We start from the raw sequence: 15,279 nt of genomic DNA, 5'->3' as shown, positions 1-15,279 counted from the left end.
GGCGCCCCCGAACCGCACCAAAATCTAGCCGGCCCCGACCAGGTCCTGACCACGCATGCGCTGCGAAATAACCTGCGTGATGCCATCACCCTGCATGGTGACGCCATACAACGCATCGGCAATCTCCATGGTCGGCTTCTGGTGCGTGATGACGATCAGCTGCGACTTCTCACGCAGCTGCTCGAACAGCCCCAGCAATCGGCGCAGGTTAACGTCGTCCAGCGCCGCCTCGACCTCGTCCATGATGTAGAACGGCGACGGCCTGGCCCGGAAGATCGCCACCAACATCGCCACCGCGGTCAGTGACTTCTCGCCACCGGACAGCAGCGACAGCCGCTTGACCTTCTTACCCGGCGGCCGCGCCTCCACCTCGATACCGGTGGTGAGCAGATCATCCGGATTGGTCAACAGCAACCGACCTTCTCCGCCGGGGAACAGCGACGCGAACACCTGCGTGAATTCGCGCTCCACATCCTCATACGCCTCGGCGAACACCCGAAGAATCCGTTCATCGACATCGGCGATGACATCCATCAGGTCCTTGCGCGCCGCCTTCACGTCCTCCAGCTGCGTGGACAGGAAGTTGTAGCGCTCCTCCAGCGCGGCGAATTCCTCCAGCGCCAGCGGGTTCACCCGTCCCAGCTCGGACAGCTCGCGCTCGGCCTTCTTGGCCCGTCGCTCCTGGGTCGGGCGGTCGAACGGCATCGGCGCCGGCGCGGTCACCTGCTCACCCCGCTCACGGGCCTGCTCGTATTCGGCCATCTCCAGATCGGTGGGCGGCAGCGGCACATCGGGTCCGTACTCAGCGATCAGGTCCGCGGCGGCCAGCCCGAACTGTTCCAGCGCCTGTTGCTCCAGCTGCTCGATACGCAGGGCCGCTTGGGCTTTGGCCACCTCGTCGCGGTGCAGCGAATCGGTCAGCGCGGTGATCCACGCCGTCAGCTCGGTGACCTCGGCGCGTGCCCGGTTCAACGCCTCGGCACGGGCACCACGTTCCACGGCCAGCTGATCACGTGTGCGCGAGGCCGTCGACACCGCCGCGGCCAACCGTGCCGCCACCAGCCGGCCGGAATCGGCCACCGCAGCGGCCACCGTCGCGGCGTGCTCGCGGGCCTCCCGGGCACGGGCCGCGCGCAACCGCGCCTCACGCTCCGCGGCCGCCGAGCGCCGCAGTGAATCCGCGCGCCCGCGAACGGCATTCGCGCGCTCCTCGGCGGTCCGCACCGCCAGCCGGGCCTCCACCTCGGTGGCCCGCGCGGTCTCCGCGGCCAGCGCGAACTCCTGACGGTCCTCGGTGTCGTCGACCTCGAACATCGGGGTCTGCTGCGCGTTGTGCAGTCGCGATTCGAGTTCGGTGAGCTCCTCGACGGTGGCGGTACGCCCGGTCTCCAGCTCGTCGCGCTGTTTGATCAGCCGCTGCCATTCGGCGTCGGCGTTGCGCGACTCCTGACCCAACCGGCCCAACTGCTCGTAGATCGACGAGATCGCCGCGTCGGATTCGTTCAACGCGGCCAGCGCCTGCTCGGCGGCATCTTGGCGGGCCGCCTGCTCCTCTTTGGCCCCGGCCAGCGCAGCGGCCAACTCGCCGCCTTGACGCTCGGCCGTCGCGAGTTCGGTTCGGGCCTTGTCGATTTCGGAGGCGATCTCCAGTGTGGAGACCTTACGATCCGACCCACCGCTGACCCAGCCGGCGCCCACCAGATCTCCCTCGGCGGTGGCGACCCGAAGATGCGGACGCGCGGCCACCAGATCCAGTGCGGCAGCCAGGTCCGAAACCACCACCACACCGGACAGCAGCGCGGTGATCGCGCCACGTAACCGATCGGGCGCCTCGACCAGATCGAGTGCCCACTGACCACCGTCGGGCAGTACCTCACCATTGCGGCCATCACTAACCGGCCAGTCCCCCAACAGGATCGCCGCGCGACCGCCGTCGGCTTCCTTCAACGCGGCGACGGCGGCCCGGGCGGCGCCGACATTGTCCGCGGCCAGCGCATCAGCGGCCGGGCCCAGCACGGTGGCCACCGCCACTTCGTAGCCCGGGCGCACCCGGACCAGCTTGGCAACTGAGCCGAAAAGCCCTGTCTCAACATGATTCTCGGACAGCCAGGCGGCGCCGTCCTTGCGTTCCAGACCGACCGAAAGCGCGTCGATACGGGCCTGCAACGACACCGCCGAACGCTCGGCGCCCCGCTCGGCGGCCTGCAGTTCGGCGACGCGCTCGTCAGCCAGTCGCAGCGCGGTCACCGACCGGTCATGCTGATCGTCGAGCCCGACCTCACCCTCGTCGAGTTCCCCGACCCGGGCCTGCACCGTCTCGAACTCGGCCTGCGCGTGCTGCACCCGGGCAGCGGCCTCCTCGATGCGGGCCACCAGTTTGGCTATGCCGTCATCGGTGGACTCGACCCGGGCGCGCAGCGTGTCGACCTGCCCGGACAGCCTGGCCAGGCCCTCCCGTCGGTCGGCCTCGGCGCGGGCAGCGGCGCGGTGCGCGCGCTCGGCCTCGGCGGCCAGGTTCTCGCGCTCGGCCAACTCGGCGCGGGCGTACTCCAGCGTCTCCCGGGAGGCCTCCAACTCGGCGAGCAACTCCTGCTCCCGCTGAGCCACCTGATCGGCCTCGGCCTCCAGCGCGTCGGGGTCACGACCCGTCGACGTCTCGGGTTCGACGTCGAGCAGCTGGGTGCGCTCGGTGGCGATCCGCACCGTCGCGCTGACACGTTCGGCCAACGCGGACAACCGGAACCAGGTCTGCTGGGCGGCTTCGGCGCGTTCGGTCAGCTCGCCCACCGCCGACTCGTGCGCGGCAAGCTCGGCCGAGGCGACCTCCAGCCGCGAGGTCGCCTCGTCATGCTCGCGGCGCAGCGTGGTCTCGGCCTGATTGGTGTCGTTGAACTCGGTCTGGCGACGCAGCAGATCGTCGGCGGCCAGCCGCAGCCGGGCGTCGCGCAGATCGGCCTGGATGGTCTGCGCACGACGCGCCATCTCGGCTTGGCGGCCCAGCGGTTTGAGCTGACGACGGAGTTCAGTGGTCAGGTCGGTCAACCTGGCCAGGTTGGCCTGCATCGAGTCGAGCTTGCGGACCGCCTTCTCTTTGCGCTTGCGGTGCTTGAGCACACCGGCAGCCTCTTCGATGAAGGCGCGACGGTCCTCGGGCCTGGACTCCAGGATCTCCGAGAGCTTGCCCTGCCCGACGATGACGTGCATCTCCCGGCCGATACCGGAGTCGCTCAGCAGTTCCTGCACGTCCATCAGGCGGCAGCTGCTGCCGTTGATCTCATACTCGCCGGCACCGTCGCGGAACATCCGGCGGGTGATCGACACCTCGGAGTACTCGATGGGCAGCGCGTTGTCGGAGTTGTCGATGGTCAGGGTCACCTCGGCACGGCCCAGCGGCGCCCGCGAGGAGGTGCCGGCGAAGATGACGTCCTCCATCTTGCCGCCGCGCAGCGTCTTGGCGCCCTGCTCGCCCATCACCCAGGTCAGGGCGTCGACAACGTTGGATTTACCCGATCCGTTGGGCCCGACGACGCAGGTGATGCCCGGTTCGAAGCGCAGAGTCGTCGGCGCGGCGAAGGACTTGAAGCCCTTCAGCGTCAGACTCTTGAGATGCATGACGTGAAACCCTACCGTCGCGGGGGTTAACGTTCGTTGAAGCCCGCTATCGGGTCGCCGACCTCGGACCAGTCGGCCACCACGTTATCGACTGTTCCCGGGGTCGTGCCGGACTGCAGCAGCTCCAGCAGCCGCTCGCAATCGGCCCGCGGTCCCTGCGCGACGACATGTACCCGGCCGTCGGGCTTGTTAGCCGCGTACCCGGTCAGGCCCAGCTCCAGCGCCCGGGACCGGGTCCACCAGCGGAAGCCGACGCCCTGCACGTAGCCGTGTACCCAGGCGTTGAGCCGGACGTCAGGACTGGCCGACATCGGTCACGCTCAAGGTCACCTCGGTGCCCTGTTTGAGGGTGCGTCCCACGGTGCAGACCTTGTCGATGGAGCGCCGCACGATGGTGAGCAGCCGGACCCGCTCTTCCTCGGTGAGGCTGGACAGGTCGACCTCCAGGCGCTCGTCCAGGTGCGGATAGACCTCCTGCTCGCGGTCGGCGACCCCGGACACCCGGATGGTCACCGGGTAGTCGTCGCCGAGGCGGGTACGCAGCGGATGGTCGCTGCTCATCCCGCTGCAGGCGGCCAGCGCGATCTTCAGCAACTCACCGGGGGTGAACACGCCCTCGACATCTTCGGAGCCGACCAGCACCTCGGCGCCGCGCGAGCTGCGTCCGGTGTAGCGGCGCACTCCGGTGCGCTCAACCCACAGTTCGGTCATCGTGTGACTGGCCTCCTGATATCCGAGTTAAAGACTGGCGTCCGCGGGCGAGTGTACGGACGCGCTGGTGGTTGCCAGGCGCGTTAGTGTTGAAAGACACCAGTCGAGGAGCCTTTCAGTGACGTACTACCCGCCGCAGCAACCGGGACCGCCGGGTCCGTGGGACCCGCGGCAGCAACCCCCGCAGCAGGCGTACGAGTACCCGGCCTATGACGTTGCACCCCCTGCACAACAGCAGCCCTACGGCTACGGATTCCCGCCCCCGGGCTACCCGTATCCGCCGCAACCGCCCCGCAAGAACAACACCACCTGGTGGATCCTGGGCGGTGTCACCACCATCCTGGTCGTCGCGGCCCTGGTGATCGGCGGGGTCTTCCTGCTCCGCAACAGCGACGACATCCTGGCCTCCGGCGACGAGGCCGAGATCCAACAGCTGGTCCAGGACTTCAGTGCGGCCGGCAGCACCGGCAAGTTCTCCGACCTCGGTCAGTACTTCTGCGCCGCCGAGGCCGGAATGTTCAGTGCCCTCGGCGAACTCGGTCAGATCCTGGAGGGCATCGAGGTGCCCCAGACCGCACCGACGACCGACCTGTCGGCGACCGATATCAAGGTCAAGGGCGATGTCGCCTCGGCGAACATGGGCGCCAACGGACCGTTCGAGACCGCATACTTCCGCAAGGAGAACGGCAAGTGGAAGGTCTGCATGTCCGCCGCGGTGGAGTTCAGCCAGAGATAGCGGTGCGCCGAATCCGCGGCCGCGGTTGACATTTCGGGCAGTAAAAAGACGACCGGTTCATGAACTTGTCCCGCTGCATGGGTGCGCCGCAGCGTCGGCACGGTTCGTCGACCCGCCCGTAGGCCTCCAGCGACCGATCGAAGTAGCCGGACTCACCGTTGACATTGACATACAGCGAGTCGAAGGACGTGCCACCCTGGCCGAGCGCCCCGGTCATCACCTCGGCCGCGGCGTCGAGCACCCCGGCCAGCTGCTTGCGGGTCAACGCCGACGCCAGTCGCGCGCCGTTGACCTTCGCCCGCCACAGCGCCTCGTCGGCGTAGATGTTGCCGATTCCGGACACCACCGTCTGATCCAACAACTGGCGCTTGATCTCGGAATGCTTGCCCCGCAACACCGTGACGACACCATCCCGGTCGAACGCCGGGTCCAGCGGGTCACGGGCGATATGCGCGACCGGCTCGGGCAGGTCGGTGCCGTCGATGGTCACCAGATCCGCCAGCATCCAGCCACCGAAGGTGCGCTGGTCGACAAAATTCATCGAGGTGCCGTCGGTGAACGTCGTGGCGATCCGCAGGTGCGACGGGTTGGGCACCTCCCCGATGAGCATCTGCCCGCTCATCCCCAGGTGCACGACGATGGCCTCGCCGCTGCTCAGTGTGAGCCACAGATACTTGCCGCGCCGTCCGGTGCCGGTGATCTCGGTACCGCGCAGTCGCGCGGTGAGGTCGAGCGAACCGGCCAGGTGCCGGCGCGCGGCGCGCGGATGCAGCACCTGCACATCGGCGATGGTCCGGCCGAGTACGTGTGCGTCCAAGCCGCGACGCACCACCTCGACCTCAGGAAGCTCCGGCACCGTCGGTCGTCTCGTCGGTGCCCGCGGCGTCGAGGGTGCTCCACGCCGCCGCGGCGGCCTTGAGCTCGGCCTCTTTCTTGGTCCGTCCGGTGCCGCGCCCGTATTCGCGTTCGGCGACGGTGACCACCGCGGTGAATTCCTTGTCGTGGTCGGGCCCCTGCGCGGTCACCGTGTAGGCGGGCGGCCCGAGCCCGCGCGCCACGGCGAGCTCCTGCAGACTCGACTTCCAGTCCAGTCCGGCGCCCAGTGTCGGCGCGGTATCGAGCAACTCGGCGAACAGGCGCAGGATGGCCTCCCGCGCGATCATGTTGCCGCGCTCCAGATAGATTGCGCCCAAGAGGGATTCGACGCCGTCGGCCAGGATGCTGGATTTGTCCGCCCCGCCCGAGCTCTCCTCCCCCTTGCCCAGCAGCAGGTGCTGCCCCAGACGGAGCTTGCGCCCGACGTCGGCCAGCGCCTGGGTGTTGACGATGCTGGCCCGCAGTTTGGCCAGATCACCCTCGGCACGGTCGGGGTGGCGGTGATAGAGCTCCTCGGTGATGGTCAGCCCCAGCACCGCGTCGCCGAGGAACTCCAGCCGCTCGTTGGTGGGCAGCCCGCCGTTCTCGTAGGAATAGCTGCGATGCGTCAGTGCGATGGTCAACAGTTCTGCGGACAGCTCGACACCCAGCGCCTCGATCAGCGCCTCGTGTTCAGTTGTCACTGGAGCCTCCCACCTCGTCGCGCAGTGCGGCGAGTTTGGCCCAGCGCGGATCGATCTTGTCGTGCTGATGCCCCGGCTCGGCCTGGGCCAGCACGATCCCGCAGTCCGGGCACAGCCCGGCGCAATCCTCCCGGCACACCGGGGTGAACGGCAGCACCAGTCCGACGGCGTCGACGATGGCTTGTTCGATGTCCACCCGGTCGTCGACGACGTGGCCGATCTCGTCCTCCTCGGTGGTCTCCTCGGTGGTGCTGCCCGGATAGGCGAACAGTTCGGTCAGGTCGATGGTCACATCGCCGGTGATCGGCTCGAGGCAGCGCACACACTCACCGGTGGTCGGTGCGGAGACCGTGCCGGTGACCAGGGCACCCTCGGATACCGATTCGATGCGCAGGTCCAGATCCAGCGAGGCGCCCTGCTCGACGCGGATCAGGTCCAGGCCGATGCGCGACGGTGACGGCACCGTCTCGCGCACCTCCATCAGTGAACCCGGCCGACGGCCCAGACGCGAGATGTCGATCGCGAGCGGATTCTTGGCGGCCATCCGTCGATTCTACTTTGACGGCCATACCACTGACCGGCACCCGACACCGGATCAGCGAGATTTTAAGTCTGGGCCCGTCCCGTAGCCGGTGAGGTCATTGCGTCCGGCACCGGGCGCCGCGCGGAACCGTCGCTGCCGCGGCGGCGGCCGATACTCGACGGCACGAGGACAACTGGCTGCGTAAGGACGAATTCTGTGACCGTGAAGTTGCACTGGTTTCTGCCCACCTACGGCGACAGCCGGCTGATCGTCGGTGGCGGGCACGGTACGCCGGCCGGGTCGGCCAGTGGCGATCGGGAGGCCTCGATCGACTATCTGGCATCGATCGTGCGGGCCGCGGAGCGCTTCGATTTCACCGGTGCGCTGATCCCGACCGGAGCGTGGTGCGAGGACGCGTTCGTCACCGCCGCGCTCTTGGCCCGCGAGACCACCTCGCTGGCCTTCCTGGTGGCGTTCCGCCCGGGCCTGGTCAGCCCGACACTGTCGGCGCAGATGGCGGCGACGTTCGCGCGGCACGCGCCGGGGCGCATCCTGCTCAACGTGGTGGTCGGCGGTGAGGCGCACGAGCAGCGCGCGTTCGGCGATCACCTGGACAAGGACGCGCGGTATCACCGGGCCGACGAATTCCTCGACGTGGTGCGCCGGCTGTGGGCCGGTGAGACCGTCACCCACAAGGGCACCTACATCGACGTCGAGGAGGCGGCGCTGGCGGTGCCGCCGAATCCGATCCCGCCGCTGTACTTCGGCGGCAGCTCCAAGGCGGCCGGGCCGGTCGCCGCGCGGCATTCCGATGTCTATCTGACCTGGGGTGAGCCGCCGGCCGCGGTCGCCGAGAAGATCGCCTGGATCCGGGCACTCGGCGAAGAACAGGGTCGCCGACTGCGTTTCGGCATCCGGTTGCACACCATCTCCCGGGACACCTCCGCGGAAGCCTGGGCACAGGCCGACAAGCTGATCGCGGCCCTGGACGAGCAGACCGTCGCCAACGCACAGGCCGGGCTAGCACGCAGCCAGTCCGAGGGTCAGAAGCGGATGCTGGCGTTGCACGAGGCCAACCGCACCAACGGAACCTGGAGTGACGCACGGAGTCTGGAGATCGCCCCCAACCTGTGGTCGGGTGTCGGCCTGGTGCGCGGCGGGGCGGGCACGGCGCTGGTCGGCAGCCACACCGAGGTGGCCGAGCGGATCGCCGAGTACGCGGCCATCGGCATCGACGAGTTCATCTTCTCCGGCTACCCGCACCTGGAGGAGTTGTTCTGGTTCGGGGAGGGTGTGGTGCCGATCCTGCGGCAGCGCGGACTGTTCAACTCGGGATCCCATGAGGCACCGAGCGTGTCGATCCCGTTTGTCGGCGCCCGCTGACGCACCGCAGGCGTTCTGGAGCCCTAACGTCGGCGTAATGTTGCCGAAACCCCAGACTGGTTTCCTCTCATCAGACGTTGTTTCATGAGAGAAATCACGATGGAGGTCCAGTGACGAGCACCGCCCCACCCATCTTCCAGGTGACATCCGGCTTCTGGGAGACACTGCCGCAGATGCCCTTGACGCAGTACCCGGGCACCGAGGGCTTCATCGACGACGTCTACGCCAACCCGGACGGCGTGCCGATGTGCTCGGGCTACTTCGAACTGCGCAATACCGATGCGCCGCTGGACTATTACTATGCCTACGACGAGATGAAGGTCGTCCTGGAAGGCGAGTTCCGGCTGGAGAACCCGGACACCGGCCAGGTGCAGATCGCCCGCGCCAAGGACGCCATCTTCTTCCCCAAGGGCTCGCGCATCCTGTTCTCGACGCCGGATCGTGCGTTGGCCTTCTACGTCGGTTACCGGTCGTTCGCACCCTAGATCCCGTTGCGGGACGCCATGATCGAACGTTTCCGGGTCGCGCCCGGCTCGGTCACCGCGCTGACCGTGGCCGGCGGTGACCGTTTCGAGGTCATCGACCGCTACGGCAGGCAGCCGGCCGAGCTGACGGTGCTGGCCACCGATCCGCATGCCGTTGCCGGCGCGGTGCACGACGCGCCGGCCACCGTGTTGCGCCGACTGGTGGCCGGACCCGACGAGAACGGCTATGCCGCCGGGCGGATCCTGTCGCTGCTCGACGTCGACCAGGCCGATGCCCGCGCCATCCGGCTGTTCGGTGGCGACTCACCGGCGGGTGCCCGGGTCGGCTTCGCGGTCGACGCCGATGCGGTGGTGCTGGCCGCCGCGCCGGCGGCACCGATGAGTCTGCTCAACGATGACGCCAACCCACCCTCGGAGCTACTGCTGGAGGTGCACCGCGCCCGCCCGCTGCGGCCCGAGGAACGTGAACTGCCCGCGCCGCTGGCCGAACCGTTGTGGGACATGCGGATCGACGCGTCCACCGCATCGTCCTACGAAATCTGCGCCGGACAGTTCATCCAGGTGATCGACGTGCTGGGTAAACAGTGCTCGGATTTTCTGGCGTTCGATGCGCGCGGTCTGGACACCGGCCACGAGTACGGACTCGACGCCACCACCACCCGCACCATCGGTGGTGGCAGTTATCCCCAGCCCGGGCTGGCCGGCAAGTTCTTCGACGGCCGGGCCCGACCGCTGATCGAGGTGGTGCGCGATACCGTCGGCCGGCACGACACCTTTGCGCTGGCGTGTAATGCGAAGTACTACGCCGATTTCGGCTACCCCGGACACATCAACTGCACGGACAACTTCAACGCCGCGCTGAGCCGGTACGGGGTGGCCGCCCGCGCGGGGTGGCCGGCGCTGAACCTGTTCTACAACACCGCCTTCGACGCGGCACACCAGCTGACCTCGGACGAACCGTGGTCGCGGGCCGGCGATTACGTGCTGCTGCGGGCCTGTACCGACCTGGTCTGTGCCTCCTCGGCCTGTCCGGACGATATCGATCCGGCCAATGGCTGGCTGCCCACCGATATCCACATACGCGTCTACGACTCCACCAGGAGGTTCTCTGTGGCGGTGGGACACCGGCTGACACCGGACGCCGATCCGGTACTGACCAAACCGTCGGCGTTCGACACCCGAACCCGCGAACTGACCTCGAGTTTCACCGAGTACCAGGGCTACTGGTTACCCACGAGCTTTGACAACTACGGTCCGCACCAGGAGTACTGGGCCTGTCGGGAACGTGTGGCAGTGATGGACCTGTCCGCGCTGCGCAAGTTCGAGGTGCTGGGACCGGATGCCGAGGCATTGCTGCAGACCACGCTGACCCGCAACATCCGCAAGCTCGCTCGCGGCCAGGTGGTGTACTCCGCGATGTGCAACGAGGCCGGTGGTGTGGTCGACGACTGCACGGTGATGCGGCTGGGCGACAACAACTTCCGGTTCGTCGGCGGTGATCCCTACGACGGGATCTGGTTACGTACCCAGGCCGAGAAGCTGGGCCTGCAGCAGGTGTGGATCAAGGACTCGTCGGATCAACTGCACAATATCGCCGTGCAGGGGCCGGCCAGCCGCGATCTGCTCGCCGAGCTCATCTGGACACCACCCACCCAACCTGCGTTGCGTGATCTCGGGTGGTTCCGCTTCCTGGTCGGACGCCTCGGCGGGCCCGACGGTATCCCGCTACTGGTCTCGCGAACCGGCTACTCCGGTGAACTCGGCTTCGAGCTGTGGGTGCATCCCGACGACGCCACGGCGCTCTGGGATGCGGTGTGGCGGGCCGGTGAACCGCATGGGCTGGCCCCGCTCGGCCTGGAGGCCCTCGAGCTGCTGCGGGTGGAGTCGGGTCTGGTGGCCGCCGGCCACGAGTTCGACGACCAGATCGACCCGTTCGAGGCAGGTATCGGGTTCACCGTGCCGCTCAAGACCAAGACCGACGACTTCATCGGCCGCGCGGCGCTGTTGGAACGCAAGACGCACCCGCAGCGCGCACTGGTCGGTCTGCGACTCGACGGAAACGAAACCGCCGACCACGGCGACTGTGTGCACATCGGCCGCTCCCGGGTGGGCGTGGTGACCAGCGGGGTCCGCTCCCCCGTGCTGGGCGCCAGCATCGCGTTGTGCCGCCTCGCGATTCAGTACACCGAGCCCGGCACCCGCGTCGAGATCGGCAAGCTCGACGGCCACCGCAAGCGGATTCCCGCCACCGTCACCACGTTCCCGTTCTACGACCCCGACAAGTCCCGGCCCCGCTCGTGAGGAGAACCCGATGACCCGAACCGCTGTGATCGGCGCAGGCCCGTGCGGTCTGGCCCAGTTGCACGCCTTCGAACAGGCCCGCGCCGACGGTGTCGACGTCGGCGAGGTGGTGTGCTTCGAGAAGCAGAGCGACTGGGGCGGGCTGTGGAACTACACCTGGCGCACCGGCCTGGACGCACACGGCGATCCGGTGCACGGCAGCATGTACCGCTACCTGTGGTCCAACGGCCCCAAAGAATGCCTGGAGTTCGCCGACTACAGCTTCGACGAGCACTTCGGCGGTCCGATTCCGTCGTTCCCGCCGCGGGAGGTGCTCTACGACTACATCATCGGCCGGGCCAAGAAGAGCAACGTGCGTCAGTTCATCCAGTTCGACACCGCGGTACGCGATATCAGCGCGGCCGGTGACGGTTTCGCGGTGACCGTCGAGAACTGGGAGTCCGGGACCGGTGTGCTGCGCACCGAGACGTTCGACCACGTCATCGTCGCCACCGGGCACTTCTCCACCCCCGTCGTGCCCGAGTACCCCGGCTTCGAGTCCTTCCCGGGGCGCATCCTGCACTCCCACGACTTCCGCGATGCCGTCGAGTTCGCCGGCAAGGACCTGTTGATCCTGGGCAGCAGCTACTCGGCCGAGGACATCGCGCTGCAATCACTCAAGTACGGCGCGGCATCCATCACGATCGCCTACCGCACTGCGCCGATGGGCTTCGGGTGGCCGGACGGCATCACCGAAGTCCCGGCACTGCAGCATGTTTCGGGTCGCACCGCGCACTTCTCCGACGGCACCAGCCGCGAGGTCGACACCATCGTGCTGTGTACGGGCTACCAGCATCACTTCCCGTTCATCGATCCCGCGCTGCGGTTGGAGACACCGAACAACCTGTACCCGGCCGGGCTGTACAAGGGCGTGGTGTGGACGGCGAACCCGAAGCTGCTGTACCTGGGCATGCAGGATCAGTACTACACGTTCAACATGTTCGATGCGCAGGCCTTCCTCGCGCGGGATGTGGTGCTGGGCCGACTGGTGCTGCCCAGCGCCGACACCATGGCCGCCGACGTCGACACCTGGTTGGCCAAGTACGCCGCGGTCGAGGACATCATGGGCCAGATCGACTTCCAGACCGACTATGTACGCGATCTTATGACGCTGACCGATTACCGGACCTTCGACCTGGAGATGGTGCGGCAGCATTTTGTCACCTGGGAGCACGACAAAGACGAGAGCATCACCGGCTACCGGGACAAATCCTTCGCCTCTCCGTGCACCGGCACGGTGGGTCCGGTACCGAGCACCACGTGGTGGTCCGAACTCGACGATAGTCTGGCCCGGTTCCTGCAGCGATAACTCGCGGCGAAACAATCACCCTGAACCGAACGCGTGTACGGATCACGAAGGCTGGGCATGATCCCGAGGTGACTCCACGTCTTCACTCCGTAGGCAGCGGGACCGCCACCCGGATCGCCGACACCGCACAGGCGCTGGCAGTGGCCGCCGACCTGTCCGCGCTGTTCGCCGAGGGCGCGGCGGCGCGTGACGCCGGCCGTGAGCTACCGCATGAACAGGTGCAGGCCCTCAAGGATTCTGGGCTGCTGGCCTTGACGGTACCCGTGGCATATGGCGGCATCGCCGCGCCGGCGGCCGTGCTGGCCGAGGTGTTCCGGCTGCTGGCGCACGGCGATCCGTCGCTGGCGCAGATCCCGCATTCGCACTACACCTTCCTGGAGGCGTTGCGGCTGCGGGGCACCGACGCCCAGCAGGCGTTCTTTTACGAGAAGGTGCTCGGCGGTGCGTTGTTCGCCAATGCCCAGTCCGAACGGGGGCCGCACCCCATCGATGTGGATGCCACGACCTTGGTGCAGACCGAGCCGGGCAGCTATCTGCTCGACGGGCGTAAGTACTACTCCACGGGCGCGCTGTTCGCCGATTGGGTGATCGTGCGGGCGTCGCTACCCGACAATCCCGGTGAGACCCCGACATCGTCGACCTCGAAGGCTCTGGCCTTCGTGCCGACCGATATCGATGGCCTGCAGGTCGTCGACGACTGGGACGGGATGGGTCAGCGCACCACCGCATCCGGCACGGTGACACTGCAGGCCGTCCGGGTGCCGGCCGCCCAGGTGGTGCCGTTTACCCCGATCTTCAAGCAGCCCAGTGTGTATGGGGCGCGGGCCCAGTTGTTCCACGCCGCACTGGATGTCGGGATCGCCACGGCCGCGCTGGCCGAGGGGGTCCGACAGGCAGCCAAGGCCCGTCCGCATTTCGAGGCCGGCGTCGACACCGCGGCCGACGACCCGACGGTCGTGCATCTGGCCGGCGAGCTGACGGTGACGGTCCGCGGTGCCCAGGCGCTGCTGACCGAGGCCGCCCGGACGGTTGATGCTGCCGCGGCCGATCTGAGTGAGGACAGTGCGGCGCAGGCGTCGGTGGCCGTCGCGGTGGCCAAGGTCGCCGCCACCCGGGCCTCACTCGAGGCGTCGAGCACCCTGTTCGAGTTGGGTGGGACGCGCAGCGCCTCCGGTGCGGCGAATCTGTCCCGCTACTGGCGCGACGCCCGCACCCACACGTTGCACGATGCGACGCGGTGGAAGCTACAGCACATCGGGCGCTACACGCTGTCGGCGACGAAACCGCCCCGACACGGCCAGCTTTGAGTTACCGGGTGGCGTAGTCGTGGGTGCCGGCGGCGGTGCGCAGCTGGTGCCGGCCCCGGCTCACCGAACGCAGCGTGCCGTTGAGGTAGTCCTCGAACTCGGCGAGCTTGCTGTCCACGTAGATATCGCATTCGCCGCGCAACCGATCCGCCTCGGCATGCGCGGTGTCGACCAACCGGGTCGCCTCCGCGGTCGCGGTCTGCACGATCTCGGTCTGCGACACCAGCCGCTGCTGCTCTTTGATGCCTTCCTGGACGGCCTTCTCGTAGGAGACGTTGCCGTTCTCGATCAGGCGGTCGGCCTCGGACTTGGCGCGCCCGGTGGTGGCCTCGTATTCGCGCTTGGCGGTGGACACGATCCGGCCGGCCTCCTCGCGGGCCTCGCCGACCATCCGGTCGCTGTGGGCGCGGGCCTCGGCGACCATCCGGTCGGCCTGGGCCTTGGCGTCGGCCAGCAGCCGGTCGGCCTCGCCGCGGGCGTGGTCGACCAGTGAGTCGGCCTCGGCGGTGGCGGTGGCGACCATCGACTGGGAGTGGTCGCGGGCCTCGTTGAGCATGCCGTCGCGGGCATCCAGCACGTCCTGGGCATCGTCCAGCTCGCCCGGGATGGCGTCCTTGATGTCGTCGAGCAATTCCAGGACATCGCCGCGCGGGACCATGCAGCCGGCCGTCATCGGGACACCACGCGCTTCTTCGACGATCGCGCTGAGTTCGTCAAGGGCCTCAAACACTCGGTACACGGCAGCACCCTCCAGGCGTAGTTGTTAGTGACCAGTGTGCCTGGTGTTACTCGTGTGACTTGGTTTTGTGGCCGGTGTGTCGCGGAAAACTACCCCTTGAGCTTGGCCTGCAGACGTTTGTTCACCGGTTCGGGCAGCAGGTCGGAGACATCGCCGCCCAACGTGGCGACCTCCTTGGCCAGCGACGAGGACACGAACGAGTACTGCGGTGTCGTCGCCACGAAGAAGGTGTCCACACCGGCGACATGCTTGTTCATCTGGGCCATCTGCAGCTCGTACTCGAAGTCGGTACCGGTGCGCAGACCCTTCACGATCGCGGTAAGGCCACGCTCCTTGACGAAGTCGACGACCAATCCCGAACCGGATTCCGCGCGCAGATTGGGCAGATGTGTCGTCGAGGCCTCGATCAACTCGATACGTTCCTCGGCACTGAACATCCCCTTCTTGTTGGGATTGACCAGCACCGCCACCACGACCTCATCGAACTGGGCGGCAGCCCGTTCGAAGATGTCGACGTGGCCGAGCGTGACGGGGTCGAAGGATCCGGGACATACGGCGCCAGTCATGTCCCCAGA

14 protein-coding genes are annotated in these 15,279 nt (G+C 67.6%); 6 read left to right on the top strand and 8 right to left on the bottom strand.

Annotated elements, in window-relative coordinates:
• Positions 1 to 24: 24 nt before the first annotated feature.
• Genes smc through ACLBYA_RS08940 form a run of 3 tightly spaced genes read right to left on the bottom strand, consistent with a single transcriptional unit; the run spans position 25 to position 4,323 of the window.
• The gene (gene smc / locus ACLBYA_RS08950; RefSeq protein WP_447709018.1) at positions 25 to 3,612 is read right to left on the bottom strand and encodes a chromosome segregation protein SMC; all 3,588 of its coding nucleotides are present in this window, start codon (positions 3,610 to 3,612) and stop codon (positions 25 to 27) included.
• Between the two features lie 26 nt (positions 3,613 to 3,638).
• Positions 3,639 to 3,923: an acylphosphatase gene (locus ACLBYA_RS08945; protein WP_447709017.1), complete on the bottom strand. Its 285-nt coding sequence runs from the start codon at positions 3,921 to 3,923 to the stop codon at positions 3,639 to 3,641.
• Positions 3,907 to 4,323, bottom strand: a complete 417-nt coding sequence (locus ACLBYA_RS08940; RefSeq protein ID WP_447709016.1) for an OsmC family protein — start codon at positions 4,321 to 4,323, stop codon at positions 3,907 to 3,909. Before ACLBYA_RS08940 ends, ACLBYA_RS08945 begins: the two co-directional genes overlap by 17 nt.
• A gap of 118 nt (positions 4,324 to 4,441) precedes the next feature.
• On the opposite strand from ACLBYA_RS08940, the gene ACLBYA_RS08935 reads away from it, so the two are divergent.
• Positions 4,442 to 5,059: an Rv0361 family membrane protein gene (locus tag ACLBYA_RS08935; protein ID WP_447709015.1), complete on the top strand. Its 618-nt coding sequence runs from the start codon at positions 4,442 to 4,444 to the stop codon at positions 5,057 to 5,059.
• Here the strand turns inward: ACLBYA_RS08935 and mutM are convergent.
• Genes mutM through ACLBYA_RS08920 form a run of 3 tightly spaced genes read right to left on the bottom strand, consistent with a single transcriptional unit; the run spans position 5,046 to position 7,162 of the window.
• Positions 5,046 to 5,915, bottom strand: coding sequence for a bifunctional DNA-formamidopyrimidine glycosylase/DNA-(apurinic or apyrimidinic site) lyase (gene mutM / locus ACLBYA_RS08930; RefSeq protein WP_447709014.1), 870 nt, complete (start codon positions 5,913 to 5,915; stop codon positions 5,046 to 5,048). The genes ACLBYA_RS08935 and mutM overlap by 14 nt on opposite strands.
• The gene (gene rnc, locus ACLBYA_RS08925) at positions 5,899 to 6,618 is read right to left on the bottom strand and encodes a ribonuclease III (RefSeq protein WP_447709013.1); all 720 of its coding nucleotides are present in this window, start codon (positions 6,616 to 6,618) and stop codon (positions 5,899 to 5,901) included. Before rnc ends, mutM begins: the two co-directional genes overlap by 17 nt.
• The gene (locus tag ACLBYA_RS08920; RefSeq protein ID WP_447709012.1) at positions 6,608 to 7,162 is read right to left on the bottom strand and encodes a YceD family protein; all 555 of its coding nucleotides are present in this window, start codon (positions 7,160 to 7,162) and stop codon (positions 6,608 to 6,610) included. The genes rnc and ACLBYA_RS08920 overlap by 11 nt, the downstream gene beginning before the upstream one ends.
• A gap of 195 nt (positions 7,163 to 7,357) precedes the next feature.
• Between ACLBYA_RS08920 and ACLBYA_RS08915 the strand changes: the two genes are divergently transcribed.
• The 5 genes from ACLBYA_RS08915 to ACLBYA_RS08895 all read left to right on the top strand — a co-directional run bounded on the left by ACLBYA_RS08915 (position 7,358) and on the right by ACLBYA_RS08895 (position 13,965).
• A complete protein-coding gene (locus tag ACLBYA_RS08915) occupies positions 7,358 to 8,524 on the top strand; it encodes an LLM class flavin-dependent oxidoreductase (RefSeq protein ID WP_447709011.1) in 1,167 nt (388 codons plus the stop codon).
• 110 nt (positions 8,525 to 8,634) lie between these two features.
• Positions 8,635 to 9,009, top strand: coding sequence for an ethanolamine utilization protein (locus ACLBYA_RS08910; RefSeq protein ID WP_447709010.1), 375 nt, complete (start codon positions 8,635 to 8,637; stop codon positions 9,007 to 9,009).
• A gap of 18 nt (positions 9,010 to 9,027) precedes the next feature.
• Positions 9,028 to 11,310, top strand: a complete 2,283-nt coding sequence (locus ACLBYA_RS08905) for a DUF1989 domain-containing protein (RefSeq protein ID WP_447709009.1) — start codon at positions 9,028 to 9,030, stop codon at positions 11,308 to 11,310.
• A 10-nt stretch (positions 11,311 to 11,320) separates the two neighbouring features.
• Positions 11,321 to 12,658 (top strand): NAD(P)-binding domain-containing protein, encoded by a 1,338-nt coding sequence (locus tag ACLBYA_RS08900; protein ID WP_447709008.1) that lies wholly within the window; start codon positions 11,321 to 11,323, stop codon positions 12,656 to 12,658.
• 113 nt (positions 12,659 to 12,771) lie between these two features.
• Complete coding sequence (locus tag ACLBYA_RS08895; RefSeq protein WP_447709084.1) at positions 12,772 to 13,965, top strand: SfnB family sulfur acquisition oxidoreductase; 1,194 nt, start codon at positions 12,772 to 12,774, stop codon at positions 13,963 to 13,965.
• A 1-nt stretch (position 13,966) separates the two neighbouring features.
• On the opposite strand, the gene sepIVA is transcribed toward ACLBYA_RS08895, so the two are convergent.
• Both sepIVA and coaD read right to left on the bottom strand, forming a co-directional pair.
• Positions 13,967 to 14,704: a cell division protein SepIVA gene (sepIVA, locus tag ACLBYA_RS08890; protein ID WP_447709007.1), complete on the bottom strand. Its 738-nt coding sequence runs from the start codon at positions 14,702 to 14,704 to the stop codon at positions 13,967 to 13,969.
• 89 nt (positions 14,705 to 14,793) lie between these two features.
• On the bottom strand, positions 14,794 to 15,270 hold the full coding sequence (gene coaD / locus ACLBYA_RS08885; protein WP_447709006.1) for a pantetheine-phosphate adenylyltransferase: 477 nt from the start codon (positions 15,268 to 15,270) through the stop codon (positions 14,794 to 14,796).
• Positions 15,271 to 15,279 lie beyond the last annotated feature (9 nt).

This window comes from Mycobacterium sp. C31M, assembly GCF_053345865.1.
The sequence above is the reverse complement of the archived record's forward strand: the minus strand, read 5'-3'. Positions and strand labels throughout refer to the sequence as shown.

Coding starts and splice junctions, on each gene's coding strand:
- smc (WP_447709018.1), bottom strand. CDS start 3,612: ATGCATCTCAAGAGTCTGACGCTGAAGGGCTTCAAGTCCTTCGCCGCG.
- ACLBYA_RS08945 (WP_447709017.1), bottom strand. CDS start 3,923: ATGTCGGCCAGTCCTGACGTCCGGCTCAACGCCTGGGTACACGGCTAC.
- ACLBYA_RS08940 (WP_447709016.1), bottom strand. CDS start 4,323: ATGACCGAACTGTGGGTTGAGCGCACCGGAGTGCGCCGCTACACCGGA.
- ACLBYA_RS08920 (WP_447709012.1), bottom strand. CDS start 7,162: ATGGCCGCCAAGAATCCGCTCGCGATCGACATCTCGCGTCTGGGCCGT.
- ACLBYA_RS08905 (WP_447709009.1), top strand. CDS start 9,028: ATGATCGAACGTTTCCGGGTCGCGCCCGGCTCGGTCACCGCGCTGACC.
- ACLBYA_RS08900 (WP_447709008.1), top strand. CDS start 11,321: ATGACCCGAACCGCTGTGATCGGCGCAGGCCCGTGCGGTCTGGCCCAG.
- coaD (WP_447709006.1), bottom strand. CDS start 15,270: ATGACTGGCGCCGTATGTCCCGGATCCTTCGACCCCGTCACGCTCGGC.